Origin of the sequence: Polynucleobacter sp. UK-Kesae-W10 (assembly GCF_018881575.1) — a bacterium.
Classification (GTDB): Bacteria; Pseudomonadota; Gammaproteobacteria; order Burkholderiales; family Burkholderiaceae; genus Polynucleobacter.
Genome location: NZ_JACVQB010000001.1, coordinates 91,377 through 113,192 on the forward strand (window position 1 = coordinate 91,377; position 21,816 = coordinate 113,192).

At 46.5% G+C, this 21,816-nt stretch carries 28 protein-coding genes; 8 read left to right on the forward strand and 20 right to left on the reverse strand.

Annotated elements, in window-relative coordinates; translation table 11 throughout:
- Positions 1-47 precede the first annotated feature (47 nt).
- Both ftsY and rpoH read left to right on the forward strand, forming a co-directional pair.
- Complete coding sequence (gene ftsY, locus ICN24_RS00475; protein WP_216220641.1) at positions 48-938, forward strand: signal recognition particle-docking protein FtsY; 891 nt, start codon at positions 48-50, stop codon at positions 936-938.
- A gap of 93 nt (positions 939-1,031) precedes the next feature.
- Positions 1,032-1,955 (forward strand): RNA polymerase sigma factor RpoH, encoded by a 924-nt coding sequence (gene rpoH, locus ICN24_RS00480; RefSeq protein WP_216220643.1) that lies wholly within the window; start codon positions 1,032-1,034, stop codon positions 1,953-1,955.
- 23 nt (positions 1,956-1,978) lie between these two features.
- Here the strand turns inward: rpoH and ICN24_RS00485 are convergent, their stop codons facing one another.
- Genes ICN24_RS00485 through ICN24_RS00505 form a run of 5 tightly spaced genes read right to left on the reverse strand, consistent with a single transcriptional unit; the run spans position 1,979 to position 6,041 of the window.
- On the reverse strand, positions 1,979-2,563 hold the full coding sequence (locus tag ICN24_RS00485; RefSeq protein ID WP_216222138.1) for an SCO family protein: 585 nt from the start codon (positions 2,561-2,563) through the stop codon (positions 1,979-1,981).
- Positions 2,564-2,570: 7 nt separating this feature from the next.
- Entirely contained in the window at positions 2,571-3,464 is an 894-nt protein-coding gene (cyoE, locus tag ICN24_RS00490) for a heme o synthase (protein ID WP_216220645.1), read from the reverse strand.
- Positions 3,461-4,588: a heme A synthase gene (locus ICN24_RS00495; protein ID WP_255532513.1), complete on the reverse strand. Its 1,128-nt coding sequence runs from the start codon at positions 4,586-4,588 to the stop codon at positions 3,461-3,463. The genes cyoE and ICN24_RS00495 overlap by 4 nt, the downstream gene beginning before the upstream one ends.
- Complete coding sequence (locus tag ICN24_RS00500) at positions 4,588-5,244, reverse strand: hypothetical protein (RefSeq protein WP_216220647.1); 657 nt, start codon at positions 5,242-5,244, stop codon at positions 4,588-4,590. Before ICN24_RS00500 ends, ICN24_RS00495 begins: the two co-directional genes overlap by 1 nt.
- Positions 5,241-6,041, reverse strand: a complete 801-nt coding sequence (locus ICN24_RS00505) for an SURF1 family protein (protein WP_255532514.1) — start codon at positions 6,039-6,041, stop codon at positions 5,241-5,243. The genes ICN24_RS00500 and ICN24_RS00505 overlap by 4 nt, the downstream gene beginning before the upstream one ends.
- Before the next feature lie 14 nt (positions 6,042-6,055).
- Here ICN24_RS00505 and ICN24_RS00510 point away from each other — a divergent pair, with 14 nt between their 5' ends.
- Positions 6,056-6,268, forward strand: a complete 213-nt coding sequence (locus ICN24_RS00510; RefSeq protein ID WP_216220648.1) for a twin transmembrane helix small protein — start codon at positions 6,056-6,058, stop codon at positions 6,266-6,268.
- A 62-nt stretch (positions 6,269-6,330) separates the two neighbouring features.
- Here the strand turns inward: ICN24_RS00510 and ICN24_RS00515 are convergent, their stop codons facing one another.
- The 7 genes from ICN24_RS00515 to ICN24_RS00545 form a co-directional block, all read right to left on the reverse strand.
- Positions 6,331-7,185, reverse strand: a complete 855-nt coding sequence (locus tag ICN24_RS00515) for a cytochrome c oxidase subunit 3 (RefSeq protein ID WP_216220649.1) — start codon at positions 7,183-7,185, stop codon at positions 6,331-6,333.
- A 29-nt stretch (positions 7,186-7,214) separates the two neighbouring features.
- Entirely contained in the window at positions 7,215-7,412 is a 198-nt protein-coding gene (locus ICN24_RS00520; protein WP_216220650.1) for a DUF2970 domain-containing protein, read from the reverse strand.
- Positions 7,412-8,002, reverse strand: a complete 591-nt coding sequence (locus ICN24_RS00525; protein ID WP_216220651.1) for a cytochrome c oxidase assembly protein — start codon at positions 8,000-8,002, stop codon at positions 7,412-7,414. The genes ICN24_RS00520 and ICN24_RS00525 overlap by 1 nt, the downstream gene beginning before the upstream one ends.
- A gap of 14 nt (positions 8,003-8,016) precedes the next feature.
- Entirely contained in the window at positions 8,017-8,148 is a 132-nt protein-coding gene (locus ICN24_RS00530) for a cytochrome oxidase small assembly protein (protein ID WP_370623083.1), read from the reverse strand.
- The gene (gene ctaD, locus ICN24_RS00535; protein ID WP_216220653.1) at positions 8,132-9,751 is read right to left on the reverse strand and encodes a cytochrome c oxidase subunit I; all 1,620 of its coding nucleotides are present in this window, start codon (positions 9,749-9,751) and stop codon (positions 8,132-8,134) included. The genes ICN24_RS00530 and ctaD overlap by 17 nt, the downstream gene beginning before the upstream one ends.
- Before the next feature lie 40 nt (positions 9,752-9,791).
- Positions 9,792-10,949 (reverse strand): cytochrome c oxidase subunit II, encoded by a 1,158-nt coding sequence (gene coxB / locus ICN24_RS00540; protein WP_216220654.1) that lies wholly within the window; start codon positions 10,947-10,949, stop codon positions 9,792-9,794.
- Between the two features lie 180 nt (positions 10,950-11,129).
- On the reverse strand, positions 11,130-11,930 hold the full coding sequence (locus ICN24_RS00545; RefSeq protein WP_255532515.1) for a methyltransferase domain-containing protein: 801 nt from the start codon (positions 11,928-11,930) through the stop codon (positions 11,130-11,132).
- 23 nt (positions 11,931-11,953) lie between these two features.
- Between ICN24_RS00545 and ICN24_RS00550 the strand changes: the two genes are divergently transcribed.
- Together ICN24_RS00550 and trmL are read left to right on the forward strand one after the other, a co-directional pair.
- Entirely contained in the window at positions 11,954-12,697 is a 744-nt protein-coding gene (locus tag ICN24_RS00550) for a ComF family protein (RefSeq protein WP_216220655.1), read from the forward strand.
- An 18-nt stretch (positions 12,698-12,715) separates the two neighbouring features.
- Positions 12,716-13,186, forward strand: a complete 471-nt coding sequence (gene trmL, locus ICN24_RS00555; protein ID WP_216220656.1) for a tRNA (uridine(34)/cytosine(34)/5-carboxymethylaminomethyluridine(34)-2'-O)-methyltransferase TrmL — start codon at positions 12,716-12,718, stop codon at positions 13,184-13,186.
- 9 nt (positions 13,187-13,195) lie between these two features.
- Here the strand turns inward: trmL and ICN24_RS00560 are convergent, their stop codons facing one another.
- The 4 genes from ICN24_RS00560 to ICN24_RS00575 are packed head-to-tail and all read right to left on the reverse strand — an operon-like array spanning position 13,196 to position 15,472.
- Positions 13,196-14,218 carry an NAD(P)H-dependent glycerol-3-phosphate dehydrogenase gene (locus ICN24_RS00560; RefSeq protein ID WP_216220657.1) on the reverse strand — a complete coding sequence of 341 codons (1,023 nt, stop codon included), beginning with the start codon at positions 14,216-14,218 and terminating at the stop codon, positions 13,196-13,198.
- A 23-nt stretch (positions 14,219-14,241) separates the two neighbouring features.
- Entirely contained in the window at positions 14,242-14,766 is a 525-nt protein-coding gene (gene secB, locus ICN24_RS00565; protein ID WP_216220658.1) for a protein-export chaperone SecB, read from the reverse strand.
- A gap of 28 nt (positions 14,767-14,794) precedes the next feature.
- Positions 14,795-15,049 carry a glutaredoxin 3 gene (gene grxC / locus ICN24_RS00570; protein ID WP_216220659.1) on the reverse strand — a complete coding sequence of 85 codons (255 nt, stop codon included), beginning with the start codon at positions 15,047-15,049 and terminating at the stop codon, positions 14,795-14,797.
- 9 nt (positions 15,050-15,058) lie between these two features.
- Positions 15,059-15,472, reverse strand: a complete 414-nt coding sequence (locus ICN24_RS00575) for a rhodanese-like domain-containing protein (protein WP_216220661.1) — start codon at positions 15,470-15,472, stop codon at positions 15,059-15,061.
- A 22-nt stretch (positions 15,473-15,494) separates the two neighbouring features.
- Between ICN24_RS00575 and gpmA the strand changes: the two genes are divergently transcribed.
- The 3 genes from gpmA to ICN24_RS00590 are packed head-to-tail and all read left to right on the forward strand — an operon-like array spanning position 15,495 to position 18,400.
- On the forward strand, positions 15,495-16,184 hold the full coding sequence (gpmA, locus tag ICN24_RS00580; RefSeq protein ID WP_216220663.1) for a 2,3-diphosphoglycerate-dependent phosphoglycerate mutase: 690 nt from the start codon (positions 15,495-15,497) through the stop codon (positions 16,182-16,184).
- Positions 16,185-16,193: 9 nt separating this feature from the next.
- Positions 16,194-17,627 carry a S41 family peptidase gene (locus tag ICN24_RS00585; RefSeq protein WP_216220666.1) on the forward strand — a complete coding sequence of 478 codons (1,434 nt, stop codon included), beginning with the start codon at positions 16,194-16,196 and terminating at the stop codon, positions 17,625-17,627.
- A 20-nt stretch (positions 17,628-17,647) separates the two neighbouring features.
- Positions 17,648-18,400, forward strand: coding sequence for a HesA/MoeB/ThiF family protein (locus ICN24_RS00590; protein ID WP_216220668.1), 753 nt, complete (start codon positions 17,648-17,650; stop codon positions 18,398-18,400).
- 4 nt (positions 18,401-18,404) lie between these two features.
- Here ICN24_RS00590 and ptsP read toward each other — a convergent pair whose 3' ends face one another.
- Genes ptsP through gshB form a run of 4 tightly spaced genes read right to left on the reverse strand, consistent with a single transcriptional unit; the run spans position 18,405 to position 21,812 of the window.
- Entirely contained in the window at positions 18,405-20,159 is a 1,755-nt protein-coding gene (gene ptsP, locus ICN24_RS00595) for a phosphoenolpyruvate--protein phosphotransferase (protein WP_216220670.1), read from the reverse strand.
- A gap of 2 nt (positions 20,160-20,161) precedes the next feature.
- Positions 20,162-20,431 (reverse strand): HPr family phosphocarrier protein, encoded by a 270-nt coding sequence (locus tag ICN24_RS00600; protein ID WP_216220672.1) that lies wholly within the window; start codon positions 20,429-20,431, stop codon positions 20,162-20,164.
- A 15-nt stretch (positions 20,432-20,446) separates the two neighbouring features.
- On the reverse strand, positions 20,447-20,869 hold the full coding sequence (locus ICN24_RS00605) for a PTS sugar transporter subunit IIA (RefSeq protein ID WP_216220673.1): 423 nt from the start codon (positions 20,867-20,869) through the stop codon (positions 20,447-20,449).
- Between the two features lies 1 nt (position 20,870).
- On the reverse strand, positions 20,871-21,812 hold the full coding sequence (gshB, locus tag ICN24_RS00610; protein WP_216220674.1) for a glutathione synthase: 942 nt from the start codon (positions 21,810-21,812) through the stop codon (positions 20,871-20,873).
- Positions 21,813-21,816: the final 4 nt, after the last annotated feature.

The following is a 21,816-nucleotide window of genomic DNA, read 5'->3' on the forward strand; positions in this document are numbered from 1 at the left end:
TCCCAAGAATTAAATTGATAAGATGCAAGGATTAAATTGTATCGATTATGTTCGGCTTACGTAAAACCCTCGGATCCTTATTTAAATCAAGCAAGACGGACGAAGCTTGGTTTGATTCCTTAGAAGAATCACTGATTCAAAGTGATGTTGGCCTACCCACGACTGAACAATTGATTAGCAAGCTACGCAAAGCCGCTAAGTCTGAAAAGGCATCCAGTCCTGAAGAGCTCCAGACCCTCCTGATTCAAGAAGTGGCCACTTTGCTACAAGCGCTAGAGCCAAGCCCAAACCCTTTATTTGCAAGCCTCAAAGAGAATATTCCCGAAGTTTGGTTAGTTGTTGGCGTCAATGGCGCTGGCAAAACCACCACCATTGGAAAACTGTGTCGACTCTTTCAATCTCAGGGCAAGTCGGTACTCTTGGCAGCAGGAGACACCTTCCGAGCCGCAGCCCGCAACCAACTCCAGGAATGGGGCGGACGTAACCAGGTAGATGTCATTAGCCAAGAAGGCGGCGATGCGGCTGCCGTAGCGCATGATTCGATCCATTCCGCTATCTCACGCAAAAGCGATATTCTGATTATTGATACCGCGGGACGTCTTGCCACCCAAGACAATCTGATGGAAGAGCTCAAAAAGGTGAAGCGCGTCATTGGCAAGGCTTTACCAGGCGCGCCACACCACACACTTTTAGTGCTAGATGGCAATACCGGTCAAAATGGTTTGAGCCAAGTAAAAGCTTTCCATGCGGCTTTAGGGCTCACCGGGATCATCGTTACCAAGCTTGATGGCACGGCGAAAGGCGGCGTGATCTGCGCTCTAGCCCATACCTTGCAAGACGGTCCAAAACCAGCTGTCCTGGCCCTAGGAAAAGGTGAGGGAATTGAAGATTTAGCACCCTTCTCTGCCAGCCAATATTCAGCTGAATTATTCAACTAAATCAAATAGTTACAGATATATAAAAGGATTAGCACTCTCTTGACAAGAGTGCTAAAATAAACTTCTATAAACACCTAATATTTATTAAAAAAAATGGTTCAAAAGAAATCTGACAAACCGAATTTGCAAAGGCTGCCTGTAGCGCAGGCTGCAGCGGCGTCTGCATTTCCAATGCTGCCATCCCTTGGGGTCGGCACACTCGATTCTTACATTGCGTACGTGAATCGCGTACCAATGCTGAGCGCTGCAGAAGAGTTACATCTGGCGCAGGAATTTCGTCGCACTGAAAATGTTGAAGCCGCTAAAACTTTAGTGCTCTCGCATTTGCGTTTAGTGGTTTCCGTTGCACGCCAATACCTTGGCTATGGCATTCCACATGCTGACCTAATTCAAGAAGGCAATATTGGTCTCATGAAAGCAGTAAAGCGTTATGACCCAAACAACGGCGCTCGACTTGTATCCTATGCCATTCATTGGATCAAAGCTGAAATTCATGAGTACATTCTCAAGAACTGGCGCTTGGTCAAAATGGCAACGACTAAGGCGCAACGTAAGCTCTTCTTCAATTTACGCAGCAATAAACCAACCTTGAGCGCACTTACACCAGGTGAAGTAGATGCTCTCGCCAAGGCCCTGGATGTAAAGGGTTCTGACGTTAAAGAAATGGAAATGCGCCTCGCTGGTGGAGACATTGCATTAGAAGGTGATGATAGCGATGATGAGGCCGCTTATGCGCCGATTCAATGGCTTGCCGACAGCAGTCAAGAGCCAACAGAACGCATCGCCAGTACTGAAGCGGATGCGATGCAAGGTCCTAAGTTGGATCAAGCCTTAATGTCTTTGGATGAACGTAGTCGCAATATCGTTCAATCCCGGTGGCTCGCTATGGATGCTGATGGCAATGGCACTAAAACATTGCATGATTTAGCTGACGAATACGGCATCTCCGCTGAGCGCGTACGTCAAATTGAGACTGCAGCTCTCAAAAAAATGCGCGGCATGTTGCAAGCGGCTTAATCAGCCGCCTTGCCGACATACTCTTACTTCAGCAGTTCTTTCAAGTCATGCGCCAAGGTCTCTGGGCCTTGCGCATGCTTGATGTACAAACGAAGACGGCCTTCTGGATCAAACGCATAACTGCCAGCTGTGTGATCAATGGTGTATGAACCAGGACTGCTGCCAGGCACTTTCTTGTAATAAATCTTAAAGTCTTTAGTAACCTTCTCTAAGGCAGCTTCATCTGCTGGTCGTAAACCCAAAAAGCGTGGATCAAAGGATGGAACATACTGTTTCAAGATCACCGCTGTGTCGCGCTCAGGATCAACTGTTACAAACAGTACCTGCACCTTATCTGACTGAGGCCCCATGAGTGCCATGACCTGCTGCATTTCCGTCAAGGTAGTCGGACAAATATCGGGACACTGGGTATAGCCAAAAAACATGACCACCACTTTGCCCTTAAAGTCAGCCAAAGTTCTGATATTCCCATCTGGATCAAGCAGACTAAAGTCTTTGCCAAACGAGGTGCTACCGGTAATGTCGATGTTTTTAAATTCAGGCTTAGGGCTGCACGCAGCTAGCAATACCAACAGAAATGCAATAAACATGCTGCGGAATAAAGTCATCTTCATCTCAAAGAAAATAGTGGTCTAACAGCAGCGCTGCAAAGAGCAAGGACAAATAAGTGATTGAAAAACGAAATGTCTTTTTAGCTAAAGCATCGCTATAAGAAATAAATAGCGCGATTACATAGGCCAAGAACATCAAGCCTAAAACAATCGCAGAAATCAAATAGACCATACCGCTCATGCCGTAGATATAAGGCAACAATGTTGCTGCAATCAAAATCAAGGTATAGAGCAAAATATTGAGCAAGGTAAAGCGTTCACCATGGGTCACAGGGAGCATTGGAAGCCCTGATTGAACATAATCATCGCGACGATATAAAGCCAAGGCCCAGAAATGTGGGGGTGTCCAAACAAAAATAATAAGAACGAGCAGCCAAGCCTCTGCAGAGAGAGTATTGGTTACTGCCGCCCAACCCAGTGCTGGTGGCATTGCCCCTGAAAGACCGCCAATCACAATATTCTGTGGCGTAGCAGGCTTGAGGAGCCAAGTGTAAATCACTGCATAGCCTACAAAGGTGGCTAACGTTAACCACATGGTTAGGGGATTGCAAAAATTCCACAAAATAATCATCCCCAAAGATCCAAGAATGATTGAGAAAACAATAATGTGAAATGGTGTGACCTCACCTGTAGCGGAAGGGCGCCATGCTGTGCGCTTCATTTTGGCGTCTACTGCTTGCTCGATGAGACAGTTCACTGCAAATGCCGCACCCGCCAATAACCAGATCCCAACAATACCGCCAAAGAGAACGGGGTACGGGACCATGCCGGGAGTAGCCAAGAACATACCAATCACAGCGCAAAAAACGGCCAGCTGAGTCACTCTAGGTTTAGTGAGGACCCAGTACTGACGCCAGCGCGGTAGCGCTGCTGAAGGAGTGGATTGCGGTGTACTCATAGCTTTGCAGTCTGCATTCGAATTGGTGACTTCCAAGAGGCCCAATAACTCATTCTGACCAAACAGAATACTAAAGCAGCTGAACCAGCAGTATGTAATAAGGCTGCTGCTAGGGGCCACTGAAACACTACGTTTGAAATACCAGTGATGATTTGAAGTGTTAACAGGGAAAACAGAAGCTTGGCAAAACGCCCAAGCTCAGGCACTGCTGTATTGCTAGCACGCAAGGCTCTCACCCCGACCACCGAGAGGGTAATGAATAGCACTATGGCAAATAGGCGATGTGCCCAATGGATAGTCTGTAAAGCAACAGGGGAAATATATTCGCCTTGCGCATTCAAGCCCAGTTGACGCCACAGCGTAAAGCCTTCAGACCAATTTGTTTCTGGCCACGCAGCACCCAAGCAAGTTGGAAAATCAGGGCAGGCTAAGACAGCGTAATTGGTACTCACCCAAGCACCCAAAAATATTTGTATAAAGAGGGTGATAAAGGCCAACAATAATAACTTTGCAGGCAGAGGACGAATACGCATAACCCTGACGGCTGAGGATTTATCAATCCAAGCTTGCTGAGCGTAAGCTGTTAAGCAAGCCAACAAGACCAAGGCTAGCATCAAATGAATCGTCACAATGATAGGTTGCAATTTGAGAGTGACTGTCCAAGCACCAAATGCCCCTTGTATACAAACCAATAGCAATAAGGCCATACTGCCGAGTAAGGGGGATTTGCCCAAGGCTTTTACTTTGCTAAAGGCTAAAGCAAGCTGCACAATGATTAAGGTGCCCACTGTCATTGCTAGATAGCGGTGAATCATTTCAATCCAAGCCTTAATGACCGTTACAGGGCCGCTAGGTAAAGCCATCTCTGCTTGCTGAATGTCACCAAGGGCATGCAATGGATTTGAGGTGCCATAGCAACCAGGCCAGTCAGGGCAACCCAAGCCAGAATCCGTTAAGCGGGTAAATGCACCAAACACAATCAAATCAAAAGTCATAAAGACCAACACCCAATTGAGCTTCTGAAAAAAACTATAGCCCGGTCTTGATCCAACATAAGCTAAAGGTAGGCCTGCGAATACGATCGCAATTCCAGCTAACTCCAAGAACAAAATCAGATGGGGCATTACAGAGTCTCACCCTTATGATTGAGACGCAACAGTTTTTCTAGGTCTTTTTTAATTGCAGCAAATTCTTTAGGAGAATTGGTTACGGGGATCAGCATCATTTTTGCTGGGCTTGGATCAAGCAACTGAATTTGATCGCCAGCACCCTCACGATTGAGCCATCCCAAAAATTCTGCACGCTGTTTGGGATCGGTTGGTAGTGAAACCACCTTAAAGCCTGCAACCTGTTCATCATATGCTTTTGCCACCTCTGGATCGATGGACTTGCCATCTAAATTGACCCACATGAGCTGCACTCGACCACTTTCCCTACCCACCGCAACCTTTACCTGTCGCATTAGAAAGAGCGCTTCAATACATTTCTGATCCTGAATTTGACACTCTCCTGCAGGACGCGCAATCAACAGAGTCCACTTACCTTGCAGAGGAACACTGAACCATGTTGGATTAGCCTCTTGCGCTGGATGTACTAAGGTACCAAAGTTGGTTTTTCCACCCTCGGGCTTAATCACGTAATAAGCAAAATAAGATGCCAGGACCGGAGCAGCGCAGGCAAGCAGTAAGAGCAGCATTTGGATGCGCCCGCGACGAGTCTGTGCATTAATAGCGGAAGAATCCGCTTGTGATGCTGGTATCAACAATTCTTTATCACTCACCCTAAATCCCCATTCACTACATTTCCTGGCCTATATTGGCGTAGGCCACTCAGCAACCAAAATACAAAACCAGCAAAGGCCAAAGCAAACCACTGGAATGCATAAGCATAATGGCGATCGACTCCGCTTGTCAGGGGCGCCCACTCTCGCAGTAGGCCATCAGAAACTCCAGACTCTTCTAAACGCAAAATAAAGGGGGCTTGTACCCAACCATGCAGCAGAGACTCTCGTCTTAAGTCAAAGTTTTGCGCAATACGGGGTTTATTGGGATCTACATTGTCGCCTTCTGTGCCTAGGGCATAAACTTTGCCTGGATGAGCAAATACCAAGCCCTCAATATTCACTATGCCGGCCGGCGTCTCAATCGGCGGCAAAGATTCACGACGTTCATTGTTTCGCGGTGCCCAACCTCGATTAACCCATAGCACCTCATCCCTACCTTCCAATTGAAAGGGCATCATCAGATAAAAACCGGCTTGTGCTGTATTGCCTGCGCCACCCGCAGGGATTGGCCTAGGACGGTTATCTAGCCAGACGGCTGCCTCAGGGATATACCGACCACGAGCAATCATGCGACGCTCACCAGCCTCCTCTAAAGACCAGACAGCCGCATTCGCATTCAAGATAGGCATTTGTTGACGAGCTGCCAGGTTTTCCGCCAAAGCAATTTTGCCTTCGGCCCTGTTGAGCTGCCAAATTCCTGCCCCACAGCCTATGGCGATTACCAGCAAGGCTGATACAGTAGCAACTATGCGCTTTGCTATCAGTATGTCGAAGAGGCGATTAGAAGATTTCAAGATAAGGGTTTGAAATGAAGTGGATTATTCCAGTTGTACTGCTCATGATTGTGGCCAGCTTAGGCTCTGCTCTCTACTACATGATGAAAGACCGGGGCAATAGCTCAAGAATGGTTCGCTCTTTAATGCTACGCATCGGCTTGTCTCTTGCGCTCTTTATAGGCATCCTGATTGCCTACCGCTTTGGCTTGATTGAGGCGACAGGCATCAAAGTAGGCTACAACTAAATTGCTTTAAAAACCGTACAGCTAAAAACGAATCGGGGCTTACAGCCCCGATTTTTATTTCTTTACATCCAGTAAACAGCGATATACAGACCGAGCCAGACAACGTCAACGAAGTGCCAGTACCAGGCAGCGCCTTCAAACGCAAAGTGATGCTCGGCAGTGAAATCACCACGGATCATACGACGCAAAACAATCGCCAACATCGTGCCGCCCAGGAATACGTGGAAACCATGGAAGCCGGTCAACATAAAGAAGGTTGAGCCATAGATGCCAGATGTCAGCTTCAGGTTCAACTCATGGTAAGCGTGGTAGTACTCGAATGCTTGGAAGCATAAGAATACGAAACCTAATGCAACGGTGGCAGCCAAGAAGTTGATGGCTTTTTTAATGTGATTTTCAACTAATGCATGGTGTGCAATCGTGATCGTTACACCTGAGCTCAACAACAAGAAAGTATTGAGTGTTGGAATTGGCCAAGGACCCATCGTAGTGAACTTCTCCACCAAACCAGCAGGACCATCATTTGGCCAAACTGCTTGGAAATCAGGCCATAGCAATTTGCTCTCAACGTCACCCATCCAAGGCATTGCAATATTGCGCGCATAAAAGAGTGCGGCAAAGAATGCGCCAAAGAACATGATTTCTGAAAAGATGAACCAAGCCATTGACCAACGATAAGAAATATCAACGTTCACACCGTTTTTACCAGTATTGGATTCAGCAATCGTGTCGCCAAACCAATGGTAGAGCACAAATAGCACCCAGGCCACACCAGCAAGGGTCAGCGCACCGCCCCATGAAGTATGGTTGACCCAGCCAGTCATGCCGTAACCAAAGGCAACTAAGCCAGCCGCTGCCATGGCAGGATGCCTAGATAGTCCAGGGACGAAATAGTAAGGGGTTGAATTGGATGACATCTTATTCTCTCTATTCAATCAAAAAATAATCAATGGGACACAACTGCTTTCACTATCAAGAGCAGGATGGCCATAAAAATCAAGGCACCAACAACACCCGCAATGATAATGTGTACAAAACTTAATGTAGCTACATCTTCTTGCAAACCAGACTGCTTACGCACCCCTAAAAAACCCCACATCACGGCTTTCATAGACTGCAAAAAAGAACTTTTCTTTTTCTCCATCACACGCCTTTGGACTTGGGAGTCGTTGATCCAGCTGGTGGAACGCCAACACCTAATTCAAAGAAGGTATATGACAAAGTGATTGTTTTGACATCTTGCGGCAAGCCTGCATCGATCACAAAAACAACCGGCATTTTCTTCATTTCATGCGCAGCCAAAGTCTGCTGCTGAAAACAAAAACATTCTAATTTTGTAAAAAACTCTGTCGCGCTTTTCGGGGCATAGCTTGGTATCGCCTGCGCCTCAACTGAACGACCTAAATTATTGGTGACCTCATAAACAATCTCGGTCATCTCCCCAGGGTGAACTTCTAAAAAGTTTTTTACTGGCTTAAAAGTAAATGGGCCACGACTATTGGAGTCAAACTCAATGGTCACTTTGCGCGAGTAATCTACCTGAGTATTGCCAACCTTGTTTGGGCTAAATGCCCTCACACCGTAGTCGTTTTTACTAGTAACCACATTAATGCCAGTCACCTTGCACAAAGCTTGATACATCGGCACCAAGGCATAACCAAAACCAAACATCATTACCGAAGCGATTAAGAGCTTCAATAAGATTTGGCGGTTAGCAGAATGGTTGGCTGTCATGTTTACTGTTAGGTTTAACCTAAAACGCTCCACTTCATCACAATGCCAATAAAAAACACTACGGCAATGCTCAAAAGAATCAGCCCTAGGCGGCGATTATTCGCTGCCAGGGCTGCTTTAGAAGACGAATTAAATTCCTGCTTCACGCAACTGCTCCGCATTTGGAGGAGTTTCAAAAGTGTGATGTGGAGCTGGTGAAGGCACAGTCCACTCTAAACCTTTAGCACCATCCCAAGGCTTGGCTGGAGCTTTCTCACCATGACCACGATATGCAGGCAATGCTACACAGAACAAGAAGTAAACCTGAGCTAAACCAAAACCTAATGCGCCGATAGAAGCGATCATGTTGAAGTCAGCAAACTGCGTTGGGTAGTCAGCATAGCGACGTGGCATACCTGCAAGACCCAAGAAGTGCATTGGGAAGAAGGTGATGTTAAAGAAGATCATGGAAGCCCAGAAATGGATCTTGCCACGAGTTTCGCTAGCCATACGACCAGTCCACTTTGGACACCAGTAGTAGAAACCTGCAAACATGGCAAACAATGAACCGGCTACCAACACATAGTGGAAGTGGGCAACAACATAATAGGTATCTTGCAAGCCAATATCAATTGGCGCCATCGCCAAAATCAAACCAGTGAAGCCACCCATCGTAAATACGAAAATAAAACCAACAGCCCACAACATTGGTGTTTCAAAGGTCATAGACCCTTTCCACATTGTTGCAACCCAGTTAAAAATTTTCACACCAGTTGGAACAGCAATCAACATCGTTGCGTACATGAAGAACAGCTGACCAGTTACAGGCATACCAGTTGCAAACATGTGGTGCGCCCAAACGATGAATGACAAGATCGCGATAGACGATGTTGCATAAACCATGGAGCTGTAACCAAACAGAGTTTTTCTGGAGAAAGCTGGGACGATTTCACTCACAATTCCGAATGCAGGAAGAATCATGATGTAAACCTCTGGGTGACCAAAGAACCAGAAAATATGCTGGAACATGATTGGGTCACCGCCACCTACTGCAGAGAAGAATGAAGTACCGAAATGACGGTCAGTCAAGACCATAGTGATTGCGCCCGCCAATACAGGCATCACAGCAATCAACAAGTAGGCAGTAATCAACCAGGTCCAGCAGAACATTGGCATCTTCATCAATGTCATGCCAGGAGCGCGCATATTCAAAATGGTCACGATGATGTTGATCGAGCCCATGATGGATGAAGCACCCAACAAGTGGAGAGCAAAAATACCCATGTCCAAACCAGGACCCATTTGTGAGGTCAATGGTGCATAAATCGTCCAACCACCAGATGGAGCGCCGCCAGGAGCCAAGAAAGAGCTTAGCAATAAAGTAGCCGCTACAGGAAGAATCCAGAAGCTAAAGTTATTCATACGGGCAAAGGCCATATCGGATGCGCCGATTTGCAATGGAACCATCCAGTTTGCAAAACCAACGAAGGCCGGCATGATCGCGCCGAACACCATCACCAAACCGTGCATGGTGGTGAGCTGGTTAAAGAATTCTGGGCGGAAGAATTGCAAGCCAGGCTGGAACAATTCCAAACGAATTCCCAAGGCCATCGTTCCACCAGCTAATAAGCTGATAAACGAGAAGATCAAATACATCGTACCGATGTCTTTGTGGTTGGTTGCAAACAACCAACGACGCCAACCATGTGGCGTGTGATCATCATGCGCGTGATCGTGTGCGTGATCGTGGGTAGTAGAGACTGTGCTCATGAATTACTCCGGTTTCGTTTATCTGTTATTCGTTAATGGATTACTGGCCGCCACGTGCGGTAATAATTTCTTGGGTCTGAATCACTTCACCCGTCTTATTACCCCAGGAGTTACGGGTATAGGTAATGACTGCGGCAATGTCACCATCAGACAGTACGCCAGCCCATTTCGGCATTGCATTTTTACCGTTTAGCAAAATATTGAATTGGCCTGCTTTAGGACCATTCACTACTTTGCTGCCATCCAATGCTGGGAATGCGCCTGCACCTTTGCCGTTCGGCTGGTGACAAGCAGCGCAGTTAGCTGCATACACTTTTGCGCCACGTTCTTTTTGCTCTTCCAAGGTGTAAACCTTAGAAGGATCATCGCCGCCAGCGCCCATTTCTTTTTTCTTCTGAGCAACCCAAGCGGTGTAATCATCTTGTGAAACGACTTTCACAACAATCGGCATGAAAGCGTGTTCGGCTCCGCACAACTCAGAACACTGACCGCGGAATGTGCCAATAGTGTCAGCCTTAAACCAAGTGTCACGCACGAAGCCTGGAATCGCATCTTGCTTTACGCCGAAAGCAGGAATAGTCCAAGAGTGAATGACGTCGTTTGCTGTAGTGATCAAACGAATCTTTTTTCCAACCGGTACAACAAGCTCGTTATCCACTTCCATCAAATAGGTATTCGATTTTGGTTCCAAGTTATTGATAGCCTCACGAGAGGTTGCCAAGGTTGAAAGGAAGCTAATACCTTCTCCCTCACCTTTGATGTAGTCGTAACCCCATTTCCACTGGTAACCTGTAGTCTTAATGGTGATGTCTGAATTGGTGGTGTCTTTCATTGCCACTACTGTTTTCGTTGCAGGCAATGCCATGCCAATCACAATTAACAATGGAATCACAGTCCAAACGATTTCAACCAGAGTGCTCTCGTGGAATGAAGCCGACTTGTGTCCCAATGATTTGCGGTGCTTCAAAATGGAGTAGAACATCACACCAAAAACACCCACAAAAATAAATGCGCAAATCGCAAGCATCATCCAGTGCAACCAATGGATTTCCTGCATGATTTTGGTAGCTGGGGCTGCGAAATTCAGCTGATTTACAGCTGGGCCGCCAGGCATATTCTCTGTTGCGTGTGCCAAAGCTGTGCCAAAGGCTGCTACTAAGTAGAGCGATGCCCTAGTGACTTTTCCAAATAAATTCATCTTATTCTCTGTTTATTGTCGCGAGCACTGCAGCAAAAAGCGCCACAAAGTGCTCAAAAAGCGGTCTCAAGCCAATACATCCAGCGGTGATTATAGGGTTAATTAGACTCAAGAACAAACAGGGATAACCCAGCCTGGTCCAATCTTGGTCGAGGTTTAAATGATAGTAAGCACTTACACTTAAGCAGAATCTGACCTAGTCTTGCGTCCAATTTGATTTAGATCAATATAGGCAACCTGATCCTTGGCTTTTGCAAGGTGCTTTCCGATTGCCCATGCATGCCCATACACCACTTCCAGCGTCAATTTTTGGGGTAATTGGCTGATATCTGCGCTTAGATTTGGCAATGAATGGACCAATTTCAAAGCCTTGATATCGGCTAGCAATAAAGCCGACTTCTCGTAATCGAGGGTTAGATACTCCATATCCATGACGGGGTCAGAAAAACGCTCCGCCATCAAGGCATCACCCATATCGTGCATGTCCCAGGGGCTGACAAGATTTTTTAGCTGTAAAAGCCCAGTTTCGAGAGCGCGCAGCTCTTTACCGGTATCGGGACCGAGATAACTGAAAGCAATTAAGCCGCCCTCGCGCAAAACACGCCAACACTCACTTAAAAATTGCTTAGGGTCCGGCAAGTCTTGCAGCAAGAGATCGCTGATGACTAAATCAACAGAATTATCAGGGAGCATGAATTTACCGCTCATTTGATATTGAGTAATCTCACCTGATTTTCCAGAAGAAAAAATAGAGCGCCAATGGCATTTCGCTTTAGATCTCCATAGGGCAAATGAAGATGATGCATTCTCAGCAATGCTATGAATGCGTGCTTTGGGAAAGCGTTTTGCAAGGGCGTCATGATGTCTCCCAGGAAAATCTGGAATAAGTAACACATCACGTACTTCTAATTTGACGATGTCGAGCTTTTGCAGCATGCGTTCTGCAATTTCAGCTTGTAACCATCTGATTGGCTGGGTCATTGACTCAGTATACTCAGCGCCCCATGCGTTTTCTAGAGAAAATTTTTCGCGTACTCAGCACTGCACTTTTGCCAACGGAATGTATTGCCTGCAAAGCGTTTCAAGCGCATTCCGTCTGTGCAAATTGCCTAGCAACCATCCACTGCAATAGCCTCATGCAGTATGAGTGTTGTTATCAATGTGGCTTACCTCTCAATGCAAACGAGCTTAGCGAACATCAGTGCAGGCAATGCAAGGTGCAAGCACCCTACTTTGATGAAACCATTTGTCTTGATCGGTATCAGGGAATTTTGCAAGATGCCTTGCATCAATTTAAATATCAAAAGAGATTGTCTTATGCATCAGGATTGGCTGATGTCTGGAATCACCTATTGAGCACTTCATTAATCTCGACAGAGGCTCATTACTTAATGCCTGTACCGCTTAGCGTAAAAAAATTGCATACGCGCGGCTTTAATCAAAGTTGGGAGTTAGCCCGAAAACTAAGATGTAATGCAAACCTAGTGAAGCTACCATATGCCTTAAAACGTCACCATCATTCAGAACGCCAAGCAGGAAGCTCAAGAGATGAACGTTATCACTCGATTCAACAAATGTTCTATATTGATGAAAAGTATCGAGAGCGATTACAAAATAAAATTGTGATCGTATTTGATGATGTCATGACTAGCGGCGCCACCTTGAATGAGATTGCGCGTATTCTGAAGGACAATAAGGTCTCACGTGTCATTAACTGGGTATTACTCAGAGCAACTAAATCTCCCTAAAAAAACAAAGAATGCAGCATGTTTAATATCGTTCTATTTGAACCAGAAATACCGCCCAATACAGGCAATATCATTCGCTTATGTGCCAATACTGGCGCAAAGCTTCATTTGATTGAACCCTTGGGATTTCCCATGGAGGATGCTAAGTTAAGGCGCGCCGGTTTGGACTATCACGAGTTTGCGAGCATTAAAGTGCATGCAAGTTGGACCCAGTTTTTAGAGAACGAACATCCCGACCCCCAGCATCTTTATGCACTAACTACTAAAGGTAGTGGGAGCTTTCATGATGGCAAATATAAGCCGGGGGATTATTTTGTTTTTGGCTCGGAAACGAAAGGCATCACCGAAGAAGTGCGTCATTCGATTCCAACATCAAATCAAATGCGCTTGGCAATGCAAGATAACAGTCGCAGTCTGAACTTATCGAATACTGTTGCAATTGTGGTTTACGAAGCCTGGCGCCAAAATGGTCTTACAGGCGGTAAATAAGCTGTAGTTCTACGCTTCAATTTTGGGATCACGTCCCATCAGCTTCTTAACCGCTTCTTTTGGAGTCAACTTACTCGAGAGAACCTCGCCCATCATGGCGGTAATTGGCATATCCACGCCTAAACGCTTAGCGAGATCACTCACGGCAGCAGCGCATAAGACGCCTTCAGCCACATGACCTAAGCTGGCTAGGATTTCATTGAGAGACTTGCCCGCAGCCAATTCAAGCCCAACCCGGCGATTACGAGAAAGATCGCCAGTTGCCGTCAGAATTAAATCGCCTACACCCGTAAGACCCATACAGGTTTCTGATTTACCGCCAGCCGCTTTTACTAAGCGCATCATTTCTGCCAAGCCGCGAGTGAGAACTGCAGCACGTGCATTTAACCCAAGCTGTAGGCCATCGCCAATTCCTGCAGCAATTGCCAAAACATTCTTAACGGCACCACCTAATTCAACGCCGATCAAATCATCACTTGAGTAAACGCGCATATTGTCATGATGAAAAGCAGCTTGAACAATCTCGCAAAGCTGAGCTGACGCACTAGCAACCGTCAAAGCACATGGCATACCAGCGCCAACTTCGTGTGCAAAGCTTGGTCCAGACAATGCACCATAAGCATGAGTTAACCCACGGCCATGCAATTGATGTTCACGCTCAACCACTTGATGAGGCAATAGCGCAGTTGCTGGCTCTAAGCCCTTGCACAACCAAATAATATTGAGGGGGTGTTTAGCAACTTGAAGTACTTGCGTAATCGTTTCCGCAAGACCGGACATCGGTGTTGCAACCACCAATAGATCCTGCTCAGAAAGCCTATTAATAGCGGCAGAAAAGTCCGCTTCTAAATGTAGGTTTTTAGGAAGGTTAATGCCGGGTAAATAGGATTTATTTTCGCCACTCTGCGCAATCTCCTGAAGCTGATCAGCGCTGCGAGACCATAAGCAAACATCCCCATCCTGAAGATGACGCGCAGCTTGGGAGGCCATTGCGGTACCCCAAGCTCCAGCACCTAATAACGTCACCTTCATTGATCGTGACCTAGATGATGACTTTAGTTAGGAAGAATAATTTTGCTTTCATCTGCAGCGGCACCCGGTGCACCTGCAGCCGCCTGCTGAGCCTTCATCAAGCGATGCTCATACATTGCGTGGAAATTAATTTCATTCAAGTGAATAGGCTGGAAACCGGCACGACCAATAATGTCAGCCATATTCGAGCGCAAATAAGGGTACAGAATCGTTGGGCAAGAGATTCCCAACATGAGATCCATTTGCTCTGGAGGGATGTTGCTGAATTCAAAAATGCCAGACTGATTAGCCTCTACCAAAAAGAGTACTTTGCCCTCGACGCGTGCTGTCATCGTAGAGGTAAGGGATACTTCAAACAGTCCTTCGCTCAAACGCTTCACCGCAACATCAACCTCAACCTGTACTTGAGGCTCAGCAACGACCAAGAAAATTTCAGGGGCATTTGGTTGTTCTAAAGATAAATCTTTCAGGTAGATACGCTGAATTCGGAATCCAGGTTCATTTGATCCGGCAGCACCATCTTGAGGAGCAGAAGATTGTTCAGTCATCACAAGCTTTCTTTATTTATCTAATCTATCAAACTAGCAGAGGATCAAGCTTTCCAGCGCGATCCAAGGCCACTAAATCATCATATCCACCCACATGAGTCTCGCCAATATAAATTTGTGGGACAGTACGTCGACCAGTTCGGGTCATCATGATTTCACGTTGTGAGGGGTCGAGATCAATCAAAATCTTCTCTAAATTACTCACACCTTTTTTCAGCAATAGCTTTTCAGCCATCACGCAATATGGGCACACCTGGGTGCTGTACATCGTCACAGAAGGCATATTTGTTCTCTATTTAACCAATGGTAGGGCGGCCTGCTTCCAAGCTTGGACGCCACCATCTAAAACCCCGGCCTCTGCAAAGCCCAATTTCTGAACCTCGGCCAGCGCCTTACGAGACAATGCGCCGGTATCACAGACCAAGACTACTGGACGCTTTCGATCTAATTTCAGCGCTTCGATTGCGCCCACCAAGCCAGCTGCGCTGACCAATTTTGCTCCTGGCAAATGACCAGCCTTGAAGGCCTCCTCAGAGCGCAAATCCAAAACATGAGATTTACGGCGATTAATCCAGATGGTCGCCTCGGTAGGGGACAAGCCCTTTCCGCTAATAAGCGTAGATAATGTAGGAAGGAACAGCGCTACGCCTGAAACCACTAAAAGGGCGATAAGCGCTAAATTATCAATTTGCGTGAGAAAGTTCATCACCGGATTATAGAATGGCTCTATGAAACAACTTGTCCTTATTCGTCATGGCGAATCCGCCTGGAACCTTGAAAACCGCTTTACTGGATGGGCGGACGTTGACTTAACCCCAAAAGGTGCCGAACAAGCCCTAGCAGCAGGTGAAAACCTCAAAAAAGCTGGCTATGAATTCGATATCGCCTATACCTCTGTTTTGAGGCGTGCTATTCGCACCCTCTGGAATGTTCAAGACACCATGGATCTCATGTGGCTCCCAGTGGTTCATAGCTGGCGATTAAATGAACGTCACTATGGTGCGCTCACCGGACTGAACAAAGCAGAAACCGCTGAAAAATATGGTGATGAGCAAGTTCATATTTGGCGACGTTCTTATGATGTGCGTCCACCTTTGTTGGAAAATGAGGATGAGCGCAATCCCAAACATGATCCGCGCTACTCAAAACTCAACGCTTCTGATATCCCCTTGGGTGAATGTCTCAAAGATAACGTTGAGCGCGTCCTACCACTATGGAATGAATCGATTGCTCCAGCACTAAAAGCGGGCAAGCGCGTATTACTAGTTGCACATGGCAACAGTATTCGCTCTTTAATTAAGTATTTGGATCAAATGTCTGATGAGGCCATCATGGAAATCAATGTTCCTAATGGCGTTCCACTGGTATATGAGCTCGATGACAACCTGAAACCCATTCAACATTTCTATTTGGACTAAACCAAAAACATGCGTCAATTTCTGAAGAACTTTGCCCTCATTGCCATTGGTCTTGTTGCTGGTGTAGCTGCCACCATCCAGCTCTCCGCAACCGCCCAGCAAGGTTCCCAGCTGCCGCTGGATGAGCTACGCACACTCTCTAATGTGTTTGCGCAAATCAAACGGGAATATGTTGAACCAATTGAAGACAAGCAACTATTAACAGATGCTGTCAAAGGTATGGTAAGCAGTCTTGATCCGCACTCTACATTCTTAGATAAAAAAGATTTTGCTGAAATGCAAGAGCAAACTTCTGGCAAGTTTGCTGGTTTAGGTATTGAGATTACTTCTGAAGATGGAGTAGTAAAAGTACTCAACCCAATTGAAGACAGCCCTGCTGCACGCGCCGGTCTTCAAGCAGGTGATTTAATTACTCGCTTAGATGACAAGCCCGTACGTGGAATGTCACTCGACAAAGCAGTACGGACTATGCGCGGTACACCGGGAACAAAAATTACTTTAACGGTCTACCGTAAGAGTGAGGAACGTAGCTTTCCAGTTACGATCACGCGCGCCGAGATTAAAGTGCAGTCGGTAAAAGCCAAAATTTTGGATAACGATATTGCCTGGGTTCGCGTGACGAGCTTTCAAGAACGTACCGTACCGGATCTTGCAAAAAAACTAACTGATTTAGCCAATCAAGATCCAAAACTCAAGGGCATTATTTTGGATTTACGCAATAACGGTGGCGGCTTATTGCAAGGCGCTGTTGGAGTGGCAGCTGCTTTCTTACCCCCTGGCGCAGTCATTGTGTCCACAAAAGGTCAAGCACCAGACTCCCAGCAAGTATTTAATGCAACCCCGGCCATGTACCGCTTAAGCGAGCCAGGCGACCCATTAGCAGGCGTACCTGAGATCTTCAAGAAGCTCCCGATGGTGGTTCTAGTCAATGCTTACTCCGCATCTGCCTCTGAGATTGTTGCTGGCGCCCTGCAAGACTACAAGCGCGCAACCATCATTGGCAAGACCACTTTTGGCAAAGGCTCCGTACAAACAGTACGCCCCTTAACCAATGATTCCGCTTTGAAAATTACTACTGCTTACTACTACACCCCTAGCGGCAAATCGATTCAAGCATTTGGCATCAAACCGGATATCCCTGTAGACCAAAATAAAGATGGGGATCCTGATGACGTATTGATTACGCGTGAGATCGATAGCGAAAAGCATTTGCGCAATAAACAATCGGCAGAAGATAAGCTAATTAAAGATCGCGAACAACGTCGTCTCGAAGAAATGCAGCGCATCGAAGAGAAAAACGCCAAGAAGACGCCTGAAGAAAAAGAAAAAGAGAAGAACAAAAAACCGCCAGAACTTGGTAGTGCTGATGACTTCATGCTTTCTCAGGCTGTAGCCTTTATCAATGGTCAACCGGTGAAGCGCTCTTCATCTAAGCTTGAGTAATTCACTGTTCGGGCTAACCCATGAATGACGAGCAGTTACTGCGCTACTCAAGGCATTTATTGCTTGAGGATATTGATGTCGAAGGTCAAGAGAAGCTCTTAAATGCCCATGCACTGGTCGTTGGGGCGGGTGGTTTAGGCAGTGCTGTAGCACCCTATTTGGCTGCAGCAGGGGTGGGCTACATTACCTTAGTGGATCACGACGACGTTGATCTGACTAACTTGCAACGTCAAATCATGCATACCGAATCTATGGTTGGCAAAAGCAAAGTCACATCTGGCAAGCATTTTTTGCAACAGCTCAACTCCAGCATTCGAGTAGAAACGATTCAAGCTAAAGTCAGCGCCTCATTACTAGATGAATTGCTACCTAGCGTCTCTATTGTTTTAGATTGCACCGACAATTTTTTGACCCGGCACTTAATTAACAGCGCTTGTGTGACGCATCACACTCCACTGGTTTCTGGATCAGCACTTCGCTTTGATGGGCAGGTATCAGTATTTGATCCACGCAATAAAACCTCTCCCTGCTATGCCTGCATCTTTTCACCCGATGAAAGCTTTGAAGAGGTTAGCTGCTCCACCATGGGAGTCTTTTCCCCGCTAGTTGGCATCATTGGGTCTATCCAGGCAGCCCAAGCATTACAAGTCTTAATTGGATTTGGGGAGCCCCTAGTTGGACGGATGCTACTTTGGAATGCCCGTGCTACTCAGGTAGATCAAATTCAGATTGCCCGCAACCCCGACTGCTCAGTCTGCGGTAATCTACATTAAAAAATTACGCTAGCAAGCGTTCCAATGCCTTTGCTTGAGCTTCCGGCTCATACGCTTTCAATACTCTCGGAAAGCGCGCTCTCAGCATGCCTACGTTGGCCTTCAGAATCTCGCGCTTAACTAGTAACAACTGACTAAAGTGCATTGAGAAGTCTGTTAAACCCATGGCAAGCAGGAGTTTTGTTAGTGAAGGATCTCCAGCCATCTCTCCGCAGACAGCAACTGGAATATTGGCGCGCTTTGCCTGTTCAATAATATTGGCAATTAAATTCAAAATTGCCGGATGCAATGGATCGTACAGGTGGGCAACCGCATGATCTGCCCGATCAATTGCTAAGGTGTATTGAATTAAGTCGTTCGTACCAATGGATAAGAAATCAAAACGGCTTATAAAGAGCGGCAATACCAAAGCTGCTGCCGGAATTTCAATCATGGCACCCACTTGAATATTGGGATTAAATGCTTGGCCGCGTTGATGTAATTGTTGCTTTGCCTTTTCAATCAAGCGGAAGGTTTCATCGATTTCTTTGGCATGCGCCAACATCGGAATCATGATGCGCGCCTGTCCATGCGCTGAAGCCCGTAGAATTGCCCTGAGCTGTGTCAAGAAAATTTCAGGCTCAGTCAAAGACCAGCGAATTGCTCTCAGACCCAGTGGTGATGTGCCCGTTTGCGATACATCGGTGCCGCCAGCGCCCAATGCTTTATCAGCACCCACGTCAATCGTACGGATATTGACTGGTAGTCCATGCATTAAATCGACTACGCGACGGTACTCTTGATATTGCTGCTCCTCATCTGGAAGTGCTTGTTTGCGATCCATAAATAGAAACTCAGATCGAAACAGTCCAACTCCCACTGCGCCCAACTTCACTGCCTGAATTGCATCTTCTGGCAGTTCAATATTGGCAAGCAACTCAATATCCACGCGATCGAGAGTTTCCGTCTTCGCGTGCTTAAGCTGCTGAAGTTTGCGAGCCTCTTTTGCTGCCTGGCTTTGTAACTTGCGGTACTCCGCCAACAACTGCTCATCTGGAGAAACAACTACTAAACCTTGTTCGCCATCCAGAATTAACCAATCTCCATGGCGAATCATTTCGCTGGCATGACGTACTCCAACAACCGCTGGAATTTCCATGCTGCGCGCCACGATCGCGGTATGGGATGTTTTTCCACCCAAGTCGGTGACAAAGCCAGTGAATGCATGCTCTTTAAAACGCAACATATCGTGTGGCGCAATATCGTGGGCCACGATAATTGATTCGACGCCGATATCCGTGGCTGGCAAAAATTCAGAATCGTTTAGAACATCTTTCTTTTGCGCATTTAAAGCCTTGATCACGCGCTCTGCTACTTGGCGAATATCGTTTGCACGTTCTTTGAGATAGGGGTCCTCAATTTCGGCAAATTGCTCCAGCAAATCATTAAGCTCGGTAGTTAATGCCCAGGCAGCATTCAGTCGCTGAGTACGAATTAATTTGATGGGCTTTTCAGCCAAAGCAGGATCAGCCAAAATCATTCCATGCACATCCAAAAACGCCGCCATCTCTTGAGGCGCGTCTTTAGGCAAACCTTGGCGCAATTGCTCTAACTCAAGGCGAACCTGATCAAAAGCATCTAATAACTTCTGGGCTTCTGCATCTTCTTTGCCAGGCTCAACCAAATAATGGCTTACCTCTAAAGCTGCACGCGAAATCAGTACCGCTTTGCCAATGGCAATGCCTTTCGATACTGGAATTCCGTGCAAGGCAAATGTCATGCTTACTCACCCTCTCCAAAGCGATCATTAATGAGAGCGGTAATGGCCTGCATAGCTTCATCCGCCCTATCGCCAACAGTCTCTAAAGTTACTGTACTGCCAATACCGGCAGCGAGCATCATGACACCCATAATGCTCTTAGCATTAATTTGACGCCCATTGCGTGACAACAGTATTTCACAAGGAAATTGGGCTGCCAATTGCGACAGCTTTGCAGAAGCTCTTGCATGGAGCCCCAATTTATTAATGATCTCGATTTCAGCAACTGGCATAGTGCATCCCAACCTTTACTCTTGATCCATTTTTGCGCCAAGGCGCAAAATTCCATTTTGCCCACCAGCTAAAGCTTTTTTAGCCAACTCTTCCAGGCCTTCGCCACGATGGGAGACGCAGCGCATCAACATGGGAAGATTTAAACCTGCCAACACAATGACGGGAGCATTTAAGCCTGACAAGGGGCCGAGCGCCTCTAGTCTTGAGGCTACGTTTGCTGGCGTTGCCCCCATTACATCAGTCAATATCAGTACGCCATTGCCAGTGTTTACGCCATAAGCTGCTTTTAAAACACGATCAAAGCTAGCCTTGATATCTTCATGCGGAGGGATATCAACAGCCCTAACTCTTTCAGGCAAGGCGCCAAAGGTATGCTCCACAAAACCAAGCATTGCACTGGCTACAGGTGTATGTGCAACGATTACGATTCCAGCCATGTTATGACAATGCCCTTTCAAGCGCTTTTAACCAAAACTGCGGCACATCAAAATTACTTTGCTCGGTAATTTCGACAAAACAGGTTGGGCTAGTGACATTGATCTCGGTCAAATAGCCCCCGATTAAATCTAGACCAACTAAAAATAAACCACGCCCAAACAGTATTGGCGCGAGTTTTTCAGCCACACTTCTTTCATTCTCCGTCAGTGGCATTGCAACCCCTTTGCCACCAGCAGCCAAATTACCGCGAATCTCTTTACCTTGAGGAATGCGCGCTAACGCAAACGGAACAACTTCACCGCCAATCAGCAAGACCCGTTTATCGCCCTGAACAATTTCTGGTAAAAAACGTTGCACCATCAGGGTTCTAGCGCCATTTTCACCCAAGGTTTCCACAATGCTAGCTAAATTCAAACCATCAGAGCTCACTCGAAATACACCCATCCCACCCATACCATCCAAGGGCTTAATCACAATATCGCGGTGCGTTTGATGAAACTCTTCTACTGCGCTCAGCTCACGCGTTACTAAGGTAGGGGGAATTAACTCAGGGAATTCAGTAATCGATAGTTTTTCCGAATGATCACGCACAGCTGCGGGATCATTAAATACTTTTGCACCCTGTCGCTGCGCAGCTGAGAGCATCCAAGTTGTATTGAGATACTCAATATCAAACGGTGGATCCGTTCTCATTAATACTGCTGAGAAGGATTTCAGCGAACGTGACTCTAGGGCTCCAAGCTCAAACCAAGAGGTAGAGCTAGGCCTGATGAAAAGCGGCTGACAATCTGCGACAACAAAATTGTCTTTCCACAAAATATTGCGGCTCTGACAAAACCACAAACGATGCCCGGCTTCTTGAGCAACACGCATCATCGCTAAAGTGGAGTCTTTTTTAATCTTAAAAGATTCAAGCGGGTCAGCAATAAATAAAAGATCCATATTC